Source organism: Streptococcus australis, assembly GCF_901543175.1.
In the GTDB taxonomy this organism is placed as follows: Bacteria; Bacillota; Bacilli; order Lactobacillales; family Streptococcaceae; genus Streptococcus; species Streptococcus australis_A.
Window position 1 is genome coordinate 240,992 of record NZ_LR594040.1, and the last position, 17,868, is coordinate 258,859.

The 17,868-nt window shown below is 42.2% G+C and carries 20 protein-coding genes; 18 read left to right on the forward strand and 2 right to left on the reverse strand.

The window, feature by feature from the left end:
* Window positions 1-48: 48 nt before the first annotated feature.
* Window positions 49-1,305, forward strand: a complete 1,257-nt coding sequence (locus FGK98_RS01390; RefSeq protein WP_138099716.1) for a competence/damage-inducible protein A — start codon at window positions 49-51, stop codon at window positions 1,303-1,305.
* A gap of 54 nt (window positions 1,306-1,359) precedes the next feature.
* Window positions 1,360-2,508 carry a recombinase RecA gene (gene recA, locus FGK98_RS01395; protein WP_138099717.1) on the forward strand — a complete coding sequence of 383 codons (1,149 nt, stop codon included), beginning with the start codon at window positions 1,360-1,362 and terminating at the stop codon, window positions 2,506-2,508.
* A 56-nt stretch (window positions 2,509-2,564) separates the two neighbouring features.
* On the opposite strand, the gene FGK98_RS01400 is transcribed toward recA, so the two are convergent.
* Window positions 2,565-3,119, reverse strand: coding sequence for a GNAT family N-acetyltransferase (locus tag FGK98_RS01400; protein ID WP_138099718.1), 555 nt, complete (start codon window positions 3,117-3,119; stop codon window positions 2,565-2,567).
* Window positions 3,120-3,228: 109 nt separating this feature from the next.
* Between FGK98_RS01400 and FGK98_RS01405 the strand changes: the two genes are divergently transcribed.
* On the forward strand, window positions 3,229-4,593 hold the full coding sequence (locus tag FGK98_RS01405; RefSeq protein ID WP_138099719.1) for an MATE family efflux transporter: 1,365 nt from the start codon (window positions 3,229-3,231) through the stop codon (window positions 4,591-4,593).
* A gap of 102 nt (window positions 4,594-4,695) precedes the next feature.
* Complete coding sequence (locus FGK98_RS01410) at window positions 4,696-5,412, forward strand: YebC/PmpR family DNA-binding transcriptional regulator (RefSeq protein ID WP_125827836.1); 717 nt, start codon at window positions 4,696-4,698, stop codon at window positions 5,410-5,412.
* A gap of 47 nt (window positions 5,413-5,459) precedes the next feature.
* On the opposite strand, the gene FGK98_RS01415 is transcribed toward FGK98_RS01410, so the two are convergent.
* Window positions 5,460-6,137, reverse strand: a complete 678-nt coding sequence (locus tag FGK98_RS01415) for a DUF308 domain-containing protein (RefSeq protein ID WP_138099720.1) — start codon at window positions 6,135-6,137, stop codon at window positions 5,460-5,462.
* A gap of 213 nt (window positions 6,138-6,350) precedes the next feature.
* Here FGK98_RS01415 and FGK98_RS01420 point away from each other — a divergent pair, with 213 nt between their 5' ends.
* The 14 genes from FGK98_RS01420 (at window position 6,351) to FGK98_RS01485 (ending at window position 17,868) form a co-directional block, all read left to right on the forward strand.
* Window positions 6,351-6,812 (forward strand): MarR family winged helix-turn-helix transcriptional regulator, encoded by a 462-nt coding sequence (locus FGK98_RS01420; protein WP_138099721.1) that lies wholly within the window; start codon window positions 6,351-6,353, stop codon window positions 6,810-6,812.
* Window positions 6,796-8,565 carry an ABC transporter ATP-binding protein gene (locus tag FGK98_RS01425; RefSeq protein WP_138099722.1) on the forward strand — a complete coding sequence of 590 codons (1,770 nt, stop codon included), beginning with the start codon at window positions 6,796-6,798 and terminating at the stop codon, window positions 8,563-8,565. The genes FGK98_RS01420 and FGK98_RS01425 overlap by 17 nt, the downstream gene beginning before the upstream one ends.
* Complete coding sequence (locus FGK98_RS01430; protein ID WP_138099723.1) at window positions 8,555-10,315, forward strand: ABC transporter ATP-binding protein; 1,761 nt, start codon at window positions 8,555-8,557, stop codon at window positions 10,313-10,315. Before FGK98_RS01425 ends, FGK98_RS01430 begins: the two co-directional genes overlap by 11 nt.
* A 97-nt stretch (window positions 10,316-10,412) precedes the next feature.
* Complete coding sequence (locus tag FGK98_RS01435; protein ID WP_138099724.1) at window positions 10,413-10,916, forward strand: phosphatase PAP2 family protein; 504 nt, start codon at window positions 10,413-10,415, stop codon at window positions 10,914-10,916.
* A gap of 113 nt (window positions 10,917-11,029) precedes the next feature.
* The gene (locus FGK98_RS01440; RefSeq protein WP_000776591.1) at window positions 11,030-11,476 is read left to right on the forward strand and encodes a LytTR family DNA-binding domain-containing protein; all 447 of its coding nucleotides are present in this window, start codon (window positions 11,030-11,032) and stop codon (window positions 11,474-11,476) included.
* A 5-nt stretch (window positions 11,477-11,481) separates the two neighbouring features.
* A complete protein-coding gene (locus FGK98_RS01445; RefSeq protein ID WP_138099725.1) occupies window positions 11,482-12,156 on the forward strand; it encodes a LiaF transmembrane domain-containing protein in 675 nt (224 codons plus the stop codon).
* Between the two features lie 105 nt (window positions 12,157-12,261).
* Window positions 12,262-12,450, forward strand: a complete 189-nt coding sequence (gene rpmB / locus FGK98_RS01450) for a 50S ribosomal protein L28 (RefSeq protein WP_001140948.1) — start codon at window positions 12,262-12,264, stop codon at window positions 12,448-12,450.
* A gap of 152 nt (window positions 12,451-12,602) precedes the next feature.
* Window positions 12,603-12,968 carry an Asp23/Gls24 family envelope stress response protein gene (locus tag FGK98_RS01455; RefSeq protein WP_000216441.1) on the forward strand — a complete coding sequence of 122 codons (366 nt, stop codon included), beginning with the start codon at window positions 12,603-12,605 and terminating at the stop codon, window positions 12,966-12,968.
* A 2-nt stretch (window positions 12,969-12,970) separates the two neighbouring features.
* Entirely contained in the window at window positions 12,971-14,635 is a 1,665-nt protein-coding gene (locus FGK98_RS01460) for a DAK2 domain-containing protein (protein ID WP_138099726.1), read from the forward strand.
* Window positions 14,636-14,759: 124 nt separating this feature from the next.
* Window positions 14,760-14,966 carry a hypothetical protein gene (locus tag FGK98_RS01465; RefSeq protein ID WP_000390738.1) on the forward strand — a complete coding sequence of 69 codons (207 nt, stop codon included), beginning with the start codon at window positions 14,760-14,762 and terminating at the stop codon, window positions 14,964-14,966.
* Window positions 14,963-15,157, forward strand: coding sequence for a hypothetical protein (locus FGK98_RS01470; protein WP_138099727.1), 195 nt, complete (start codon window positions 14,963-14,965; stop codon window positions 15,155-15,157). The genes FGK98_RS01465 and FGK98_RS01470 overlap by 4 nt, the downstream gene beginning before the upstream one ends.
* On the forward strand, window positions 15,144-16,019 hold the full coding sequence (locus FGK98_RS01475) for an ABC transporter ATP-binding protein (RefSeq protein WP_138099728.1): 876 nt from the start codon (window positions 15,144-15,146) through the stop codon (window positions 16,017-16,019). The genes FGK98_RS01470 and FGK98_RS01475 overlap by 14 nt, the downstream gene beginning before the upstream one ends.
* 12 nt (window positions 16,020-16,031) lie before the next feature.
* Window positions 16,032-16,766: an ABC transporter permease gene (locus FGK98_RS01480; RefSeq protein ID WP_138099729.1), complete on the forward strand. Its 735-nt coding sequence runs from the start codon at window positions 16,032-16,034 to the stop codon at window positions 16,764-16,766.
* A gap of 4 nt (window positions 16,767-16,770) precedes the next feature.
* Window positions 16,771-17,868, forward strand: a complete 1,098-nt coding sequence (locus FGK98_RS01485; RefSeq protein WP_138099730.1) for a sensor histidine kinase — start codon at window positions 16,771-16,773, stop codon at window positions 17,866-17,868.

Consider the following 17,868-nt stretch of genomic DNA (forward strand, 5'->3'; position numbering starts at 1 on the left):
TCCTGCGATTTTTTCAAAAAGAATCCGAATAGATAGGTAGGAGGAAAGATGAAAGCAGAAATTATTGCTGTAGGAACGGAAATTTTGACAGGGCAAATCGTCAATACCAACGCCCGGTTCTTATCTGAAAAGCTAGCAGAAATCGGGGTAGATGTCTACTTCCAAACGGCTGTGGGAGATAATGAAGCGCGTCTTATGTCCTTGCTAGAAATTGCGAGCTCGCGTAGCAGTCTAGTCATTTTGACAGGGGGCTTAGGGCCAACTGAGGATGATTTAACCAAACAAACGCTGGCAAAATTTTTGGGAAAAGCCTTGGTATTTGATCCTCAAGCTCAGGAGAAACTTGATCACTTTTTTGCTCAAAGGCCAGACTATGCGCGAACTCCAAATAATGAGAGGCAAGCTCAAATTGTGGAAGGAGCAACTCCATTACCAAATGAGACAGGTTTAGCTGTCGGAGGGGTGTCGGAAGTGGATGGTGTGACCTACGTAGTCCTTCCAGGACCTCCTAGTGAGTTGAAACCCATGGTCTTAAATCAGCTCTTACCCAAGTTAACGACTGGTGCTAAGCTCTATTCACGAGTACTCCGTTTCTTTGGGATTGGTGAAAGCCAGTTGGTGACTATTTTGGCGGATTTGATTGATCAGCAAACGGATCCGACCTTGGCTCCCTATGCCAAAACAGGAGAGGTGACCTTGCGCTTGTCCACAAAAGCAGTCAGTCAAGAAAAGGCTGATCAAGCCTTGGACATCTTGGAGGATCAAATTTTGGATCGTCAGACTTTTGAAGGAATTTCTCTGCGAGACATCTGTTATGGATATGGGGAAGAAACCAGTCTAGCAAGTGTAGTCGTGGAGGAGTTGAAAAAGTGCGGAAAGACCATCACTGCAGCAGAGAGCTTGACGGCAGGTCTCTTTCAGGCTACTTTAGCAGATTTTTCAGGTGTTTCAGCTATCTTTAATGGAGGGTTTGTTACCTACAGCCTAGAAGAAAAGTCCAAGATGCTGGATATTTCCGAGCAAGAGCTGAAAAAATATGGTGTCGTTTCAGAGTTTACGGCTCGAAAAATGGCGGAGCAGGCACGCCTCAAGACTCAGTCTGATTATGGAGTCAGTTTGACGGGTGTGGCTGGACCAGATAGCCTAGAGGGGCATCCAGCTGGGACGGTCTTTATCGGCTTGGCGCATGCAAAAGGGACAGAGGTTATCAAGGCTAATATCGCAGGACGAAGCCGAGCAGATGTGCGTCAGATTGCGGTTATGCATGCCTTTAACCTAGTTCGCAAGGCTTTATTAAGTGACTAACTTTTGATATAATAGTAGAAAGATCTAAGGATCAGTAGAATATAGGAGAATAGAATGGCGAAAAAACCAACAAAAAAATTAGATGAAATCGGTAAAAAATTTGGAGCTGATCGTGAAAAAGCCTTGAACGATGCTCTTAAATTGATTGAGAAAGATTTCGGTAAGGGATCAATCATGCGTTTGGGTGAACGCGCAGAACAAAAAGTTCAAGTGATGAGTTCAGGATCTTTGGCGCTTGATATTGCGCTTGGATCAGGTGGTTATCCTAAGGGACGTATCATCGAAATCTATGGACCAGAGTCATCTGGTAAGACAACAGTTGCCCTTCACGCTGTCGCGCAAGCGCAGAAGGAAGGCGGTATCGCAGCCTTTATCGATGCGGAGCATGCCCTTGATCCAGCCTATGCAGCAGCACTTGGTGTGAACATTGACGAATTGCTCTTGTCACAACCAGACTCAGGGGAGCAAGGTCTTGAAATTGCAGGGAAATTGATCGACTCAGGTGCGGTTGACCTCGTCGTTATCGACTCAGTTGCGGCCCTTGTGCCTCGTGCAGAAATCGATGGTGATATCGGAGACAGCCACGTAGGTCTTCAAGCTCGTATGATGAGCCAGGCCATGCGTAAACTTGGTGCTTCTATCAATAAGACAAAAACAATTGCTATCTTTATCAACCAATTACGTGAAAAAGTTGGGGTGATGTTTGGAAATCCAGAAACAACTCCCGGTGGACGTGCTCTGAAATTCTATGCTTCAGTCCGTTTGGATGTTCGTGGAAGCACACAAATCAAGGGAACTGGTGACCAAAAAGATACCAATGTCGGTAAGGAAACCAAGATCAAGGTCGTGAAAAACAAGGTGGCTCCACCATTTAAGGAAGCCTTTGTTGAAATCATGTACGGAGAAGGAATTTCTAAGACTGGTGAGCTCTTGAAGATTGCAAGTGACCTGGATATCATCCAAAAAGCCGGAGCATGGTATTCTTACAAGGGTGAAAAAATCGGGCAAGGATCTGAAAATGCTAAGAAATACTTGGCAGATCATCCGGAAATCTTTGATGCCATTGACCACCAAGTCCGTGTTCATTATGGCTTGATTGAAGATGAAGAAACCTCAGATGTTAGTCCAGTAGCAGAGACGACTTCTAACCAAGAAGTAACACTTGACCTTGGCGATGATCTTGGAATCGAAATTGAAGAATAACATAAAAAGTAGCAGTTCCTAGCTGCTACTTTTTATGTTCATTTAGGATGAAAAAACTAATGGTCACTGAAACGACGATGCTCGATATGAAAGTCAAAGTAATGTTCATCTTGCAATTTCTGGAAGATGTCACGATAGGCTTCTTCGTCAAAGTGGTCGCCACGATAGAGGATTTCAAAACTTAAACCTTCGTACTCTAAGAAGGCATTGGCTGTTTTAAAGCCATTTTGTCGATAGAAGTCCATACGAGCTTTTCTCTGTTCCAAGTTATCGCATTCTTCATCTAATCGCTCGACTTCCAGCAACATGGTTCGCTGGTAAAAATCAGTCAGTTTTTCGATGATTTCCTTTCCGTACCCGTGGCTTCGCAAGTGAGGCATGATAGCAAAAAAACTGATATAAAAAGCTTTTGGATTGGAAATAGAAAAAGCAAATCCAACAAACTCTTCTTGGTTATAAAAGGCGAAAAAGTGGGCATCGTCTCGGTCTTGATAGCGTAAAAATTCGGATAAAGGAACGCGTTCCTCTTCGGGGAAGGCTTCAATATTTAATTTTTCAACTTTTTCAAGATCGGGAAATACATCGGTTATTAATTGACTGGTCAAACTCATAAATGACCTCCTTTTCTTGATTATAGCAAATTGTCTCTCGGTAGGCAATTGATTTCAAGAAAACCAAGCAATCCTTGTCGCTCCTCCAGAAAGTTGATATAATAGGCTTATGAATAAGAAAAGAAAAGTGGATTTGGTCAATGGTCCAATCCTTCCTTCGCTTTTAAGCTTTGCCTATCCAATCTTGCTGTCTAATATCTTTCAACAGCTTTATAATACAGCTGACGTCTTGATTGTTGGGCGTTTCCTTGGCCAAGAATCCTTGGCAGCAGTAGGAGCGACGACAGCCATTTTTGACTTGATTATAGGCTTTACGCTTGGTGTTGGAAATGGCATGGGGATTGTCATTGCTCGCTATTATGGGGCTCGTAATTTTACCAAAATCAAAGAAGCGGTAGCTGCAACCTGGATTTTAGGAGGGCTTCTAAGTATTTTAGTTATGCTGATGGGATTTGTCGGCCTGTATCCACTCTTGCAATACTTAGATACTCCGGCGGAAATCCTTCCCCAGTCCTATCAATATATTTCCATGATTGTGACCTGTGTAGGCGTCAGCTTCGCCTATAATCTCTTTGCAGGCTTGTTGCGGTCTATTGGTGACAGTCTGGCTGCGCTTGGCTTTTTGATTTTTTCTGCTCTGGTCAATGTGCTTCTCGATTTGTATTTTATTACGCAACTACAACTGGGAGTTCAATCTGCGGGACTTGCTACTATTATCTCACAAGGATTATCAGCGGTTCTTTGCTTTTATTATATTCGCAAGAGCGTTCCAGAACTCTTGCCACAGTTCAAACATTTCAAATGGGACAAGGGTCTGTACGCGGATCTCTTGGAGCAAGGTTTGGCTATGGGCTTAATGAGTTCAATTGTGTCTATTGGTAGTGTGATTTTACAGTCTTCTGTCAATACTTTTGGAGCCGTGATTATCAGTGCACAAACAGCAGCTCGACGGATTATGGCCTTTGCTCTGCTTCCGATGACGGCTATTTCTTCTGCTATGACGACCTTTGCCTCTCAGAATCTCGGCGCTAAGCGATCAGACCGCATTGTTCAAGGTCTTCGAATCGGCAGTCGCCTGAGCATGTCCTGGGCAGGCTTTGTCTGTATCTTTCTCTTTTTTGCTAGTTCGACCTTGGTTTCCTTCTTGGCCAGTTCGACGGATAGTTACTTAGTAGAAAATGGTAGCCTCTACTTGCAGATCAGTTCAGCCTTTTATCCGATTTTGAGTCTCTTGCTAATTTATCGGAATTGCTTGCAGGGCTTGGGACAAAAAATCCTGCCTCTGGTATCTAGTTTTATCGAACTAATCGGTAAAATTGCTTTTGTGGTTTTGATTATCCCTTGGGCAGGCTATAAGGGAGTTATCCTTTGCGAACCTCTTATCTGGCTTGCCATGACCATCCAACTTTACTTCTCGCTTTTCCGTCACCCCTTGATAAAAGAAGGTAAGGAAATCTTGGCAGCTAAAGGATAATTCTAGCTGGATTTACGAAAGAAAATCCATTTCCTCTAGTGAAAATCAGATGGACTTGTGTTATAATAAGAAAGATTAAAATGTGAAAAAAGGAGATTCCTAATGGGACGTAAATGGGCCAATATCGTAGCTAAGAAAACGGCTAAAGATGGAGCTAACTCTAAAGTATATGCAAAATTTGGTGTAGAAATCTATGTAGCAGCTAAAAAAGGTGATCCAGATCCAGAATCAAACACAGCTTTGAAATTCGTTATCGACCGTGCCAAACAAGCCCAAGTGCCAAAACACGTTATCGATAAAGCGATTGATAAAGCAAAAGGAAACACAGACGAAACCTTTACAGAAGGACGTTACGAAGGATTTGGACCAAATGGTTCTATGTTGATCGTTGATACTCTGACTTCAAACGTCAACCGTACAGCAGCCAATGTCCGTGCAGCCTTTGGTAAAAATGGTGGAAACATGGGAGCTTCAGGTTCAGTTTCTTATCTCTTTGACAACAAGGGGGTTATCGTATTTGCTGGTGAAGATGCGGATGCCATCTTTGAACTCTTGCTCGAAGCAGATGTGGATGTGGATGATGTAGAAGCAGAAGATGGAACAATCACTGTTTACACAGCTCCAACTGACCTTCATAAGGCTATCGTTGCCCTTCGTGAGTCAGGTATCCAAGAATTCCAAGTTACCGAATTGGAAATGATTCCTCAGTCAGAAGTTGAATTGTCAGGGGATGACCTTGAAACCTTTGAAAAACTTTACAGCGTCCTTGAAGACGACGAAGATGTACAAAAGATCTATACCAATGTAGATGGATTCTAATATAAAAGCGAACAGACCTACTAGCTGTTCGCTTTTTATATTGGAACTTAGACTCTGGTTCCAGAATCTCTTTGCTGCTGTCTTTCTCCTAGGCCTACAGCTATTTTATGAACTAGTAAGAGTTGACCATTATCCTGTTTTACAAAGGTCAGAGTAACGGTCTTGATTTTATCATCAATGCCAATATAGGTAATTCTCTTGGTGTCGTAGCCCTCAATGATTGAATCAAATTCGGAATCTGGTAGTCCGTGTTTTTTGATGATATCCTTGTAGTTGGTGCCACCTTTTCCTTTGTTGTCAAGGTCACCTTCGATTAAGGCGTCGAACTCTTTTTGGGTCCAAGTGAAGGAATCCTCTTCCTCCTCTTCAGGGAAGAAATCGCTGCTATCATCTGTCAAGTCGCCTTCCTCTTCGCGGTCAATGGAGGCACTCGCCTCTCTGTAAGAGCGGTTAAATTCCCTGGCAAAATCTTTGTAGATATTAGCGTACAGTATCTGGGTTGTAAAGAATAGTACAATAGAAGAAATTGACAGAGCCGTTCCGATAATGGCCATTGTTTTTCGTTTTTTGAGGTTGACGACAAGGCCGATAATCCCTAGGATTAAAGCGACAATAGCGATGAAAAATGATAGATAATTACTAAATGGAATCCAAGATCCTAAAAGTGCGATGGCTCCAAAAATGGTTGCCAAAATCCCTAAAACTTTCTGTTCCTCTGGTTTCATTTGAAAGCTCTCTCCCTTCCTTGTGTGAATGGATATTAATCCACAGTAGTTAGTGCTTATTATAGAGAAAATAGCTACTAATGTCAATTCAGACCAAGATAGTTCTCAAGGAAACTTTTTTCTTGACATATTTTGTGCAAGTGGTAAAATAGTTCTCATGAAAACTAATTAGTTCTCCAGAGAACTATATAAAATCATGAGAAGGGAGCAATCATGGACAAATCGTTGTTGGTTTTTAAACGTTTTGGGTATCAGATCCACCTGATGTTGCAGAAAGAAGCCAAACGTTGTGGTATTGAATTTATGGGGGGACCGCAAGGGCAGGTCCTGCGATTTTTAGATCGTCGTGAGCATGATCAAGAATTAACGCTTATCAAGGATATTGAACAAGAACTCAATATCACCAAGTCAGTTGCTAGCAACTTGGTCAAGCGTATGGTACAAAATGGTCTGGTCGAGTTAGAGGCCAGTCCAAGTGATAAGCGAGCAAAACTTGTTCGTTTGACCGATAAATCACGATCTCAGATGCAAGAAGTTAAGGCGCTTTTTGATCGGATTGCCAGTAGCCTACTGGAAGGAATTTCAAAGGAAAAGCTAGCCATTTTTGAAGAAGTTCTCGGACAACTACAGGCTAATGTAGAAAGAATAGGAGGAGAGAATGAAGAAACTTGCTAAACGTATTACAGGAAAAGAGTGGGGGATGATCCTACTCACTGTTCTTTTCACTTGTTTCTCGGTCTATCTCGAGTTAGAAGTGCCGACCTATATTTCAGAAATAACAGAATTGATTGGAACACCGGGTACGGAGTTAGGACAACTATGGTCTCCTGCTGCCAAGATGATGGGCTTATCTCTCCTAGCCTTTCTGTCTTCTGTAACAGTTGGCTTTTTTGCTTCTCGTGTTGCAGCATCTTACACAACTCACTTGCGAAGAGATATTTTTAATCGTGTTCTAGATTTTTCGCAAACGGAAATCAAACGTTTTTCAATCCCCAGTCTTTTGACTCGAACGACCAATGATATTACGCAGGTTCAGATGCTCTTTACTATGGGCTTACAGGTAGTGACTCGTGGGCCTATCATGGCCATCTGGGCCATTGGAAAAATCCTTGGGAAGTCGGAATACTGGCTCTGGGCAGTAGTGGTGGCCGTCATTGTCAATGTCTTGATGACCACTGTTCTCATGACTCTAGCCTTTCCAAAACAATCTGTCATCCAAAAATTAACAGATAAACTCAATAGTATCACTCGCGAAAGTTTGACTGGGATTCGGGTTGTTCGTGCTTATAATGCTGAGGATTATCAGAATCAAAAATTTGAAGAAGCTAATGATGAGGTGACTCGTCTCAACCTTTTTGTCAACCGTTTGATGGCGATTATGAATCCTATTATGATGGCGATTTCCAGCGGTTTGACCTTAGCTATTTACTGGATTGGAGCCTATCTGATCAACGATGCTAGTTTGACCAACCGTTTGCCACTCTTTAGTGATATGGTGGTCTTCATGTCTTATGCCATGCAGGTCGTGATGGGATTCCTACTCATGGGTGCACTCTTTATCGTTCTTCCTCGTACCTTGGTTTCCGCAGGACGTATCAACCAAGTTTTGGATTTGCATCCTTCTATTGAGAATCCGAGTCAAGCACAGGCTGCAGATCCTTCAGTTCAAGGACAAGTGGAATTCCGTGACGTAACCTTCCGCTACTCTCAAAACTCAGAAGCAGTTGTGGAACATGTTACTTTTAAAGCCGAAGCAGGTCAAACAGTTGCTTTTATCGGATCAACTGGATCTGGGAAATCTACACTAGTCAACCTAATACCTCGTTTTTATGATGTCTCATCTGGTCAAATCCTAGTAGATGGTGTCGATGTACAAGATTACAACTTGGAAGAGCTGCGTAATAAGGTCGGCTATATTCCACAAAAAGCGGTGCTCTTTTCTGGAGATGTTAAGGGAAACTTAGACTTTGGTAAGAGTCAAGAAAGTCCTCTCAGTGAACCTGCCATGTGGCAAGCTTTGGAATTGGCTCAATCTAAGAACTTTATCGAGGATAAGGAAGCAGGTCTAGCCTCTGAAGTAGCCCAAGGTGGGACCAATTTCTCAGGAGGTCAAAGACAACGCTTGGCTATCGCCCGCGCCTTGGCTCGTAAACCAGAGATTCTCATCTTCGATGACTCTTTCTCAGCCTTGGACTACAAGACAGATCGTGTCCTACGCCAAGAGCTAGCTGAGAAAACAAAATCCATGACCAAGCTCATCGTAGCGCAGCGGATTTCTACCATCATGGATACCGACCTGATCTTGGTTTTGGATCAAGGTAAAGTCGTGGGACAAGGCACCCACAAGGAACTTCTAGCTACCAACGAAGTCTACCAAGAAATTGCCTACTCACAACTATCGAAGGAGGAATTGGAACATGGAAAATAAGAAAACGTCCTTTTGGAAACACTCTAGACCTTTTCGAGCAGGTCTCCAACTTCCCCTACTCGTAGCGGTTATCGCAGCTGTATGTTCTAGTATCATCACGGTTTATGGACCGACTAAGATTAAGGAAATTACCAACTTGATTTCAGATGGCTTGATGACAGGAATCGACTTGGGAGCTGTGTCAAGTATTGCTGGATTGTTGGTCATCTTGTATGTGATTGGTATTATTCTTAACTATACACAGGCTTATATCTTTTCAACGAGCATTCAGCATTTCTCCAAACGTTTGCGGACAGCTATTGCTGAGAAGATCAATCGCTTGCCACTGGGCTATTTTGACCGTCATTCGCAAGGGGATACCCTTTCGCGCGTGACCAATGACGTGGATACAGCAGCGCAGTCTCTCAACCAAAGTCTAGGGACAGTGCTTTCAGCTAGCTTCTTGTTGATTGCTGTTTTGATCACCATGTTTGGGATGAACTGGATTTTGGCGCTAGTAACGGTTGTCTCAACCTTGCTAGGATTTGTGGCCGTTTCTGTCATTATGGCTAAGTCACAAGGTTACTTTAAAGCCCAACAAAATAACCTCGCAGCCGTCAATGGTTATGTGGAAGAGATGTACTCTGGTCATAATGTGGTGACTAGCTATAATGCCGTTGATGCCACGAAAGAAACATTCGCAGGTTTAAACCAAAACTTGCACGACAGTATCTGGAAATCTCAGTTTATCTCTGGTATTATGATGCCAGCCATGTTCTTTGTAGGAAACTTTAGTTATGTTTTGGTTATCGTCGTTGGTGCTGCTTTAGCGCTAGAGGGGCATATCAGTATCGGGATTATCGTAGCCTTTATGGTTTATGTTCGTACCTTCTCACAACCCTTATCACAAATTGCCCAAGGGATTACGAGCTTGCAACAAGCCAGTGCAGCTATGACGCGTGTCTTTGAGTTTCTAGGTGAAGAGGAAATGGAAGATGAATCTCATAAAGAAAGACAATTGACTGGCATGAGAGGAGAAGTGGTCTTTGATCGCGTATCCTTTGGTTATACACCAGAACGCACCATCATCCATGATTTCTCAGCGACAGCTCGTGCAGGTCAAAAGGTCGCTATTGTCGGACCGACTGGAGCTGGTAAGACAACTATTGTCAATCTTTTGATGAAATTTTATGAGATTGATAAGGGAAATATCCGTATCGATGGCGTGGATACTAAGGACATGAAGCGTTCGGAAGTGCATGATGCTTTTTCAATGGTCTTGCAGGATACCTGGCTCTTTGAAGGAACGATTCGAGAGAATCTGATCTATAATCAGACAGGTATCAGCGATGAGCGAATGATGGAAGCTAGTAAGGCTGTAGGAATCCACCACTTTATCATGACCTTACCAGAGGGTTACGACACCGTCTTGGACGATACAGTGACCTTGTCTGTCGGACAAAAACAACTCTTAACCATTGCTCGTGCCCTGCTCAAGGACGCACCGCTCTTGATTTTGGATGAGGCGACATCCTCAGTCGACACACGGACAGAGGAATTGATCCAAAAAGCCATGGACCGTTTGATGGAAGGAAGAACTTCCTTTGTCATTGCCCACCGCTTGTCAACTATCCGTAATGCAGATTTGATCTTGGTTATGAAAGATGGGAATATCATCGAGCAAGGCAATCACGAGGAACTGATGGCGCAAGGTGGCTTCTACGCTGACTTGTACAATAGTCAGTTTACAGAAGACGAAGCAGAAGAATAAATCAAAAGAAGGCTTGACGGCCTTCTTTTTCTGCACTATACTAGAAGATAAATGTCTCACCAGTAGACAAAAACAAGGTAATGAATGAGAATTATAAATGAAAAATTATCAAGAATGGTATCGAAATATCAGCTCCAGACTAATCAGTCGTCCCACCCTTTTATTTCTACTACGCAGTTTCAATCGTTTGATGACAGTCGCCATGCCTATGGTCTATCTGACCTTGCTAGTCACCACTTACATGCAGCTAGGGCTGGGGAAGCGAGTTGTGGTTTATTTGCTTGTCCCCGCCACAGGTTTTGTAATTTTGTCCCTTTTTCGTAAGAAAATCAATCACTCACGCCCCTACGAAACTTGGAACATCAGTCCCTTGCTTGACAAGGATAGTTCGGGACAGTCGATGCCTAGTCGCCATGTTTTTTCGGCAACCATCATCTCCATGGCCTGTATACATGCTAGTCTACCTGTTGGATTGGCATGCTTGCTCTTTTCAGCTTTGTTGGGGTTGGTGAGGGTTTTAGGGGGTGTTCATTATCCCAAGGATGTCTTGGTTGGCTATGCTTGTGGTCTGGTGTGGGGATTCCTTTTCTTCCTATTCTGACATGTAAGTTAAGCTAGTCCTACAACCACTTACTGCTTCAAATTGACCACTTGCTTTTTTGCCCTTGTATTCCTAACTTAGCTTTGATATAGTAGAGTCAGAAAGGAGATGTGATGAAGTTACGAATTGAGATTGACGGCAATTTAGAGGAGACTGAAATTGTCATCAAGACACCCACTTTGACAGATGAAATTGCAGATTTGCAACGGCTCTTGCAAGAGTCAAAGGCTCCGAGGTTGACTTTTTACAAGGGGACAGGTGAATATTATCTAGACTTGTCAGAAATTCTCTTCTTTGAAACAGAAGGGAGCAAGATCTACGCTCATAACCAGAAGGAAGCCTATGAAGTTCGTCTCAAACTTTATGAGTTGGAGTCCATCTTGCCTCGCTATTTTAGTCGAGTGTCCAAGTCAACTATCGCAAACATCCGTCAGATTTACTCAGTGGATAAGTCCTTTTCAGGAACGGGCACTATTTCCTTTTATCAGACACACAAGGAGGTTCATGTCTCGCGACATTACCAATCCCTCCTAAAAGAAAATCTAAGAAACATGAGGTGAAAAACATGAAAAAGAAAGCATTTGGTATTGTTTTATTGGTTTTAGCAGCTTGGATCTTGCTGCAAGGGAATTTTGGAATTCCTTCTTTGGATGGCAAGATGTGGCCTTTACTAGGTATCGCCTTTTTTGCCTACCAATCAGTTGAAGCTTTACTTCGTCGTCACCTGACATCGGCAGTTTTTACCGCTCTAGTAGCCTTAATGATTGCGAATCATTTTTATAACATTTTACCAATCCCAAACCAGTCTTTGTTTTGGGCTAGTATTCTAGCAGTGCTAGGAGTCGGCTATCTCACTCACTCAAGTAAGTTTTGGTATGGTAAAAAATGGTGGTACAACGGTGAGCGAACAGTCATCACGGATAAGGAAGTCACTTTTGGTAGTGGAACCTTCTATAAACAAGATCAAGAACTTGTAGACGATCAGGTGGAAGTCGCTTTTGGAGACGCAAAAATTTACTATGACAATGCAGAGATGTTAGGTGATTTTGCGACTTTGAATATCGAAGTGGCTTTTGGTAATGCAACTGTCTATGTTCCACAACACTGGCGTGTCGATTTGAAAGTGGAAACATCCTTTGGTGCAGCTAAGGCAGATGCTCCTGTAGCACCAACAAACAAAACCTTGATTATCCGTGGGGAAGTCGCCTTTGGTAAACTTGGCGTTGTCTACGTCAAATAAAAAAATCTTTTAATTCTCTTGATAAATTCAAGAAAGTGTGATAACATAGTACAGTATGTGGTGCTAGCACATCCGCTATATTAGATCTAATAGGAGGAAAATACAATGGCTAAAGTATGTTACTTTACAGGTCGTAAGACTGTATCAGGAAACAACCGTTCACACGCGATGAACCAAACAAAACGTGCCGTAAAACCAAACCTTCAAAAAGTTACTGTTCTTATCGATGGTAAACCTAAAAAAGTTTGGGCTTCAGCTCGTGCTTTGAAATCAGGTAAAGTTGAACGCGTTTAATAAAAATGAAAAGACCTAACTGGTCTTTTTCTTTTGCTCTAGAGATAAAACCATTTGAAAAATAGAGTAAATATCTACCAATACAGCATTCTGCTTTTACACTTGGGATGAAATATGATAAAATAAAGTATCAACTAGTTGAGGTAAAAAAAATGACTGTAAAAATTAATACAAAAGATGGTCAAATCGAACTGACAGATGAAGTGATTGCAACCGTTGTAGGTGGTGCAGCAACTGAGATTTTTGGTGTGGTCGGTATGGCTAGCAAAAATACCCTCAAAGATAATTTCCAAGCCCTTCTTGGTAAGGAAAATTATGCAAAAGGTGTTGTCGTGAAGGCCGCCGAAGATGGCAGTATTGCAGTTGATGTTTATACCGTGTTGAGCTACGGAACAAAGATTAGTGAAGTCTCAAAAAACATCCAAGAGCGTGTTCGTTTTAGTTTGGAAAACCAACTAGGCATCACTGCTCAGACTGTGAATGTCTACATTCAAAATATCAAAGTTGTAGGAGAATAATCGTGTCAAAAATTACTACCAGCTTATTTCAAGAAATGGTGCAGGCTGCATCAACTCGTTTGAATAAGCAAGCTGAATATGTCAATTCATTAAACGTCTTTCCAGTTCCAGATGGAGATACTGGGACAAACATGGGGATGACCATCGAGAATGGTGCCAAAGAAGTAGCAGACAAGCCAGCTTCTACAGTCGGAGAAGTGGCGAGTATTCTTGCTAAGGGGCTCTTGATGGGTGCGCGTGGAAACTCAGGAGTTATCACGTCTCAACTTTTCCGTGGCTTCTCTCAAGCTATCAAAGATAAAGACGAGTTAACAGGTCAAGATTTGGCCCTTGCTTTCCAATCTGGTGTCGAAGTAGCTTATAAAGCAGTTATGAAACCAGTCGAAGGAACTATTTTGACAGTTTCTCGTGGTGCGGCCATTGGGGCTAAGAAAAAAGCTGAGGAGACAGATGATGCTGTCGAGGTCATGCGTGCAGCCTTAGAAGGTGCTAAGAGAGCTCTGGCTAAGACTCCTGATATGCTCCCAGTCTTGAAAGAGGTTGGTGTCGTGGACTCTGGTGGTCAAGGCTTGGTCTTCATCTACGAAGGTTTCCTGTCAGCACTCACTGGTGAATACAGTGCGTCTGAGGACTTTGTAGCAACTCCAGCTAATATGGGTGAAATGATCAATGCAGAGCACCATAAGTCTGTAGCAGGGCATGTGGCAACTGAGGATATTACCTTCGGTTACTGTACGGAAATCATGGTTGCCCTTAAACAAGGCCCAACTTATGCCAAAGATTTTGACTATGATGAATTCCGTAACTACTTGAATGACCTTGGGGATTCTCTACTTGTTGTCAACGATGATGAAATCGTCAAAGTTCACGTCCATACAGAAGATCCAGGTCTTGTTATGCAAGAGGGACTTAAATATGGTAGCTTGGTCAAGGTCAAAGTGGACAACATGCGCAACCAACACGAAGCACAAGTAGAAAAAGAAGCTCAAGTCAGCAAGCCAGCTGAAGAAAAGGAATATGCTCTTATCGCAGTCGTAGCAGGTCAAGGATTGGCAGATATCTTCCGTGCCCAAGGTGTGGATTATGTCATTGAAGGTGGACAAACCATGAATCCTTCGACAGAGGACTTTATCAAGGCTGTTGAGCAAGTCAATGCTCGCAACATCATCTTCTTGCCAAACAACAAAAATATCTTCATGGCAGCTCAATCTGCCGCAGAGGTGTTAGATCAACCAGCTGTTGTGGTAGAAGCTCGTACTCTTCCTCAAGGATTGACGAGTCTGCTTGCCTTTGACCCAAGCAAATCAATCGAAGAAAACAAAGAACGTATGACTGCAGCCCTCGGTGATGTCATCAGCGGAAGTGTAACTACTGCCGTTCGCGACACAACTATCGATGGCTTGGAAATTCATGAAAATGACAATCTTGGTATGGTAGATGGCAAAATCCTTGTGTCAAACCCTGACATGCACCAAACCTTGACTGAAACTTTGAAGCACATGCTAGACGAAGACAGTGAAATCGTGACTTTCTATGTCGGCGAAGACGGAAGCGAAGAATTGGCTAACCAAATCGCCCAAGAAATCGCAGAAGAATTTGAAGATGTTGAAGTTGAGATTCACCAAGGTCAACAACCTGTATATCCATATATTTTCAGTGTGGAATAAAAATTTAATAGATTAAAAAGAAAGTTGATTGTTCAACTTTCTTTTTTTATGACATTTGTCATATTTCCTAGTGACAGAAGCATCTAGCTCTGCTAACTTCAAAAGATTATAATTGAAGTAGAAACTGGAGGAAGAAAAAATGAAAAATAAAATGATTGTCGCAGTGAGTTTAGTAGCAGCAGGAGTGATGACCTATCTCATGTTTTCAGGATTGGACGAGGGTTTCTACCATTTTCCTTGGGAGCTCTTTGCTGGCTTTGGAATGATGTCTTGGCTTGTCAGAGAAGGTTTGAAATTGGTCAGAGATGTGAAAAAGGAGTTTGAGGAATGAAAAAAGCAATCATCTATTTCTTTATCGGCCTGTCACTCTTGGTATGGTTAGTGGAAATGTTTACTGGTTGGTTTGACCAAACCTTGTTTCGCCAATTTATTCGTGGTGCTTGGGGTTTTGGATTTATGATTTTCATTGTTTTCCCTATGGGAATGAAGTGGTTGAAAGGAGAATCTCATGACTGTGATTAAAGTTGAGAAATTGAGTAAGAAAATAAAAGACAAGGAGATCTTGCGGAACATCTCTTTTGAAATCAACGATGGTGAATGTGTCGCCTTGATCGGGCCTAACGGAGCAGGAAAAACAACCTTGATTGATTGCCTCTTGGGCGACAAGTTCGTGAGCTCAGGTCAGGTCGCCATTCAAGGCTTTGCGCCAACAGATCCTCGATTAAAACAGCTTGTTTCTGTCTTACCTCAAGAAAATGCAGTTGTTCAAAGCTTGAAAGTGAAAGAACTTCTATCATTTTTCAAGTCACTTTATCCCGACAGTCTTTCAGATAAAGAAATTGATGACTTGCTGAGATTCTCAGACAAGCAGAAAAATCAGCTAGCGGGCAAGTTGTCTGGTGGGCAAAAACGTTTGTTCTCTTTCGTGTTGGCTTTAATAGGTCGTCCGAAAATTCTATTTTTAGACGAGCCAACTGCTGCCATGGATACGTCGACACGTCAGCATTTTTGGGAAATTGTTAATCGATTAAAGAAAAATGGTGTCACTATTGTCTATTCTTCTCACTATATCGAAGAGGTAGAACATACGGCTGACCGCATTTTGGTGCTCCATAAGGGAGAATTGATTCGCGATACGACGCCTTATGCCATGCGTGGTGAAGAACAGGAAAAACACTTTACCGTGCCTCTAACTTATCAGGAAGTTATCAGCACTTTGGACCAGGTTCAAGAGCTTGAAATCAAGCAAAATGCTCTTTCCTTCACAACCAAAGAAGCCAGCCAGGTATGGAAAGTCTTGCAAGAACAGGGCTGCATGATCGAAGAAATTGAAGTTCGCAATCGAACTCTCTTAGACAGTATCTTCGAAACGACTCAAGACTAAAGGAGATTGACGATGAAAAATATGACAAGTCTCATGAAAGTAGAAATCATTCTGATGAAACGGCAAGCCATCTACTACTTGCTATCCATCGGACTTCCAAGTGTGTTTTACCTTATTTTCTCTGGTATGATGTCAGGATCAGACATTCCAGAAATTGCTCTTCAAGCCTATCTCTTTGCCATGACGCTCTTTAGTATCATGTCAAGTGCTTTTTTCAGTATCCCTAGCACACTCGAGTCTGATAAGACAAACAACTGGCAAAAATTGATTCAACATTCTCCTGTATCTATGGTAGAATATTATGTATCAAAACTGTTCAGCACCCTACTGACTTTCTTGTTATCAATTATTGTTGTCTTTTCGGTTGGTCATTTTGTCCGTGGAGTGACTCTGCCTTGGCTTGATTGGTTGGTGATCGGAGTTATGTTACTGGTCGGAAGCGTGGTCTTTATCAGTATGGGTGTCTTGGTGAGCTTGCTACCCAGTGCTCAACTGATGACGGTTGTTGGAAATATTGCCTATATTGCTTTGGCTGTCCTAGGTGGACTGTGGTTCCCCTTGGATTCCTTCCCAGAATGGCTCCAATCTATTGGAAAGCTGACTCCAACCTATCAACTGATGCAGGTCGTCTCTACTTATTTGGAACACCATGAATTTAGTATTCTTTCTGCCTTGGTTGTACTAGGTTATACAGTTTTCTTTGGTGTATTGGTCATTCAACTGAAAAAACGGATTGAGGTAAAATAAATCTATGTTGGAAAAATTTAAAAACATTCATTATATGTTTCATATTTCAATAGTGTTTATCATCTTTCCTATAGCGGGTGTCATCGTTGGAGATTACCCGCTTTTAACCTTGCTATGGACCCTACTATTTGTACTTGCCTTCTATTCGGTTTTAATCAGTCAGAATCGCACCGTGCAGTGGCTAGCATGGTGGTCCATGCTTGTCTACATTTTTTATACATCTGTTTGGCTAAGTTCAGGTTTCACATGGTTTATCTTTTATTTATCCAATCTCCTTATTTATGAGCTGGATGAGATTTCTTTTCACTCTTGGCGTTTTGTCAGTTTTATTGTCCTGCAACCATTTATTCTGACCGGAATCTATATGGTCAATCATGTTAGTCCCTGGCAGCTACTCTTTTTCTTGGTGACCTTTATCTTTTCCGATGCAATGACCTTTGGTCTTTATCGAATTCGATTGTCGGAGGACATAAAAGAAGAAAAGATGAAACAAAATGCCAAGCTCAATCTTTTCTTGGCTGAAAACGAACGCAGTCGTATCGGCCAGGATCTTCATGACAGTCTAGGCCATACTTTTGCCATGCTGAGTGTGAAGACGGACCTTGCACTCCAGCTTCTCCAAATGCAGGCCTATCCTCAAGTGGAAAAAGAATTAAAAGAAATTCATCAGATCAGTAAAGAATCCATGAATGAAGTTCGTACAATTATCGAAAATCTTAAAACCAGAACCCTTGCTTCTGAATTTACGACTGTTAAAAAAATGCTGGAAATTGCAGGAATTGAAACAGAAATCAATCACCAACTAGATACAGCTAGCCTAACTCAGGAATTAGAATCAACGGCCTCCATGATTTTGCTTGAGTTAGTGACCAACATCATCAAACATGCCAAAGCATCCAAAGCCTACTTAAAATTAGAACGAACTGAGAAGGAACTCATTCTAACAGTGAGAGATGATGGCTGTGGCTTTGCTTCTCTAAAAGGGGATGAACTTCATACAGTCCGCGATCGTGTCCTTCCATTTTCAGGAGAAGTAAAGGTAATCAGTCAGAAACATCCGACGGAAGTGCAGGTTCGACTAGCTTATAAGGAGAGAAACTAA